Raw genomic sequence first — 2,832 nt, forward strand, 5'->3', positions numbered from 1 at the left:
CTTCTTCACCTTCCTGACGAGCCTGCGCGCGATGGCGATCATTGCGCTGAACGACCGCGACGCTGCCGAGCGTGTGGGCGACCGGGCGCAGCGCCAGCGACAGGCTCTCCGCGCCGGCCGGGGGGCCTTCACGGTATGGGAGAAGGTCCGCGTAGATCTCCTCGGCAGCGTCGCGGTCGTTCAGCGCAATGATCGCCATCGCGCGCAGGCTCGTCAGGAAGGTGAAGAAGAAGTCGGGCCGGATCGGGCTCGGTGACGTGCGGGCCCGGCGTGCCTCGTCGCTGCGGCCGGCGGCGTGGAGGGCGAGCGTGAGCAGGTCGGCGACCATCGGGCCCAACGCCTCGTGGAGAGCGCGCACGTCGTCCAGATGGTCGCCGAGCGTGCCGTCGTTCAGCCAGATCGCCGCCAGCGCGAGGCGGACGAAGCCGGCGTGCACCGATCCGGCGCGTTCCATGTGTGCGGTGGCCTCGACGTAGAGGCGCTCGGTGTCGGCGATCCGGCCCTCGATGAGCACCAGGGTCGCCAGCGCGATCTCGGTGGCGCTGATCGCCTCCGGCATCCGGTAGGCGCGGGCCAGGTCGAGCGCCTCCCGGGTCACGCGGCGCATGGTCGCCGGGTCGTTGGCCGCAGCGGCGTTCGAGGCCTGGTTGAGCAGCCCGGTCACGCGGTAGACGGGTAGGTCGTGCTCGACGCCGATCTCCACCAGCTCGCGGGCGTACTCCTCCCGCCCGGGGTCGCTGGCCAGGACCAGGAGCGCCGCGGCCCGGAGGCGGGGATCGGTGGCGAGGTCGAGTGCTTCCCGCGCCGCAGCCATGACCGTCGGATCGTCCTCGCCCACCAGCTCGTTGGCGTACGCGATGAGGAGGCGGGAACGCACGTCGGGGGCGAGACCGGTCCGCTTGAGCAGGCGGCTGAGGCGGCCGACGATGGGAAGGTCGACCGTGCCGTACGTGCGGGCCTGCCAGGCGGTGGGCTCGGTCCAGGCGGTGAACGCGGCGATCATCAGGTCGTCGCGGCCGATCGACTCGGCGTACTCCACGGCCTGTTCGCGCGTGTGCCTGGCCGCAGCGACGGCCCCGGCCCTGATCTGCGCGCGCAGCAGCCTGCCGAGCAGGCCGACGCGCTCGTCCGGTTCGCTGGAGTTGGCGACCGCGTCGGCGAGGAGGGCAGCCGCCACGTCGTGGGCGTAGCGCGCCTCGGCCAGTTCGGCGGCCCGTACGCAATAGCCGACGGCCTTCGGTGATCCCGCTCGCGCATAGTGATGGGCGAGCGCCGCGACGTCGCCGGTGCCCTCCAGGGCGGCGGCGATCCGGGCGTGCATCCTGGCGGCCCGCAACAGGCTGACGTCGGCGACCAGCGTGTCCCTGACCAGCGCGTGGACGAACCGGACGCGTCCGGGCCCGGGCTCGTCGAGCAAGCCGGCGATGACGCCCGCGTCCAGCGCGTCCAGCACGCCGTCCTCGTCGGAGTCGGTGGCCTGCACGAGCACGTCCACCGAGCTTTCCCTGCCGGCCACCGCCGCCAGCCGCAAAACGGAGACGCCGCTCTCGGGGAGCCTTGCGAGCCGGCGCCGCAGCACGTCCCGTACGCCCTCGGGGACCTCGGAGAGCGCGACCAGGGCGCCCTCGCCGTTCAGCAGCCGCGCGCTCTCCCGCACATAGAACGGGTTGCCGCCGGTCCGCTCGGCGATCCCGGCCACGGTCGCGTCGTCGGCCTCGCACTCGGCGCGTACGAGCTCCGCGACGGCGTCGCCTTCCAGCCCGGGCAGGTCCAGCCGGAGGGGCGCGGTGCGGGCGAGGGACCCGAGCGTGTCGGTGAGGCGCTCGCTCTCGTCCGCGCGGTACGCCGCGACGACCAAGATCGGGGCCCGTGCGCCGACGGCGCCGCTGAGCAGTTCCAGCGTGGCGGAGTCCGCCCAGTGGAGGTCGTCCAGGACGACGGCGACCGGCCGGTCGGCGGCGGCCGCCGCGAGCCAGTTCCACACGGCCTGCCGCAGCCGGAACCGCCCGGCCGTCGCGTCACCGGCCACCGGCGCGGAGTCGGAGAGCAGCGGCGCCAGGTCGTCCGCGAACTCCCCCGGAGGAACGCTCACGGCCACCTTCCGCAGCACCTCGACCCATGCCCACGCGGGCGGCGCGTTGTCCACCTCGGGACAGCGCCCGGCGGCCACGAGCCACCCATCCTGTCCGAGGCGCGCGCCGAGGTGCTCCAGCAGCGCCGACTTGCCGAGTCCCGCCTCCCCGGTGACGAGCGCGACGCGCGCCCCATCGGCGGCGGCCTCCCCGGCGGCCGCCACCAGCGCCGCAAGCTCGCCCTCCCGTCCCACGAACGTTGTCGCGCCGGGCCCGCTGTTGGGAGGCGGCGGCGCGGTTGCCTGGGGCCGGGGCGTGTCCGCGGGGGGTGGAGGAGCGGCCGCGCGGAGGACCTCCGTGCGCTGGGTGAGGATCGCCTCTTCCAGGGCCACCAGGTCCGGGCCGGGGTCGAGGCCCAGCTCGTCGGCGAAGATGGCGCGGGCGCGGCGGAGCGCGGCCAGGGCGTCGGCCTGGCGGCCGCTGCTCCACAGCGCGAGGGCGTGCATGCGCCAGCCCTCCTCGCGCAGGGGAGCGTCGCGGGTGAGGCCCTCCGCCTCGGGTACCACCGCCGCGGGGTCGCCGAGCCGCAGTCCCGCCGCGATGTGCAGTTCGCGGGCGACCAGGCGCAGCTCGTTCAGCCGGGCGGTCTCGGCGGCGGCCCACGGCTCGTCGGCGACCTCGGCGAACGCGGGGCCCCGCCACAGTGCCAGCGCCTCGTCCAGCCGGGCGCGGGCGTCACGGGGATCGGCGAGCGTACGGG

1 protein-coding gene is annotated in these 2,832 nt (G+C 75.1%); it reads right to left on the minus strand.

Features of this window, described 5'->3' with window-relative positions:
- Window positions 1-2,832 (minus strand): BTAD domain-containing putative transcriptional regulator (locus tag AB0J09_RS61480; protein WP_360713316.1); only part of this gene is annotated, 2,832 nt, incomplete at both ends.

Source organism: Nonomuraea sp. NPDC049784 (genome assembly GCF_040659615.1).
Taxonomy (GTDB): domain Bacteria; phylum Actinomycetota; class Actinomycetes; order Streptosporangiales; family Streptosporangiaceae; genus Nonomuraea.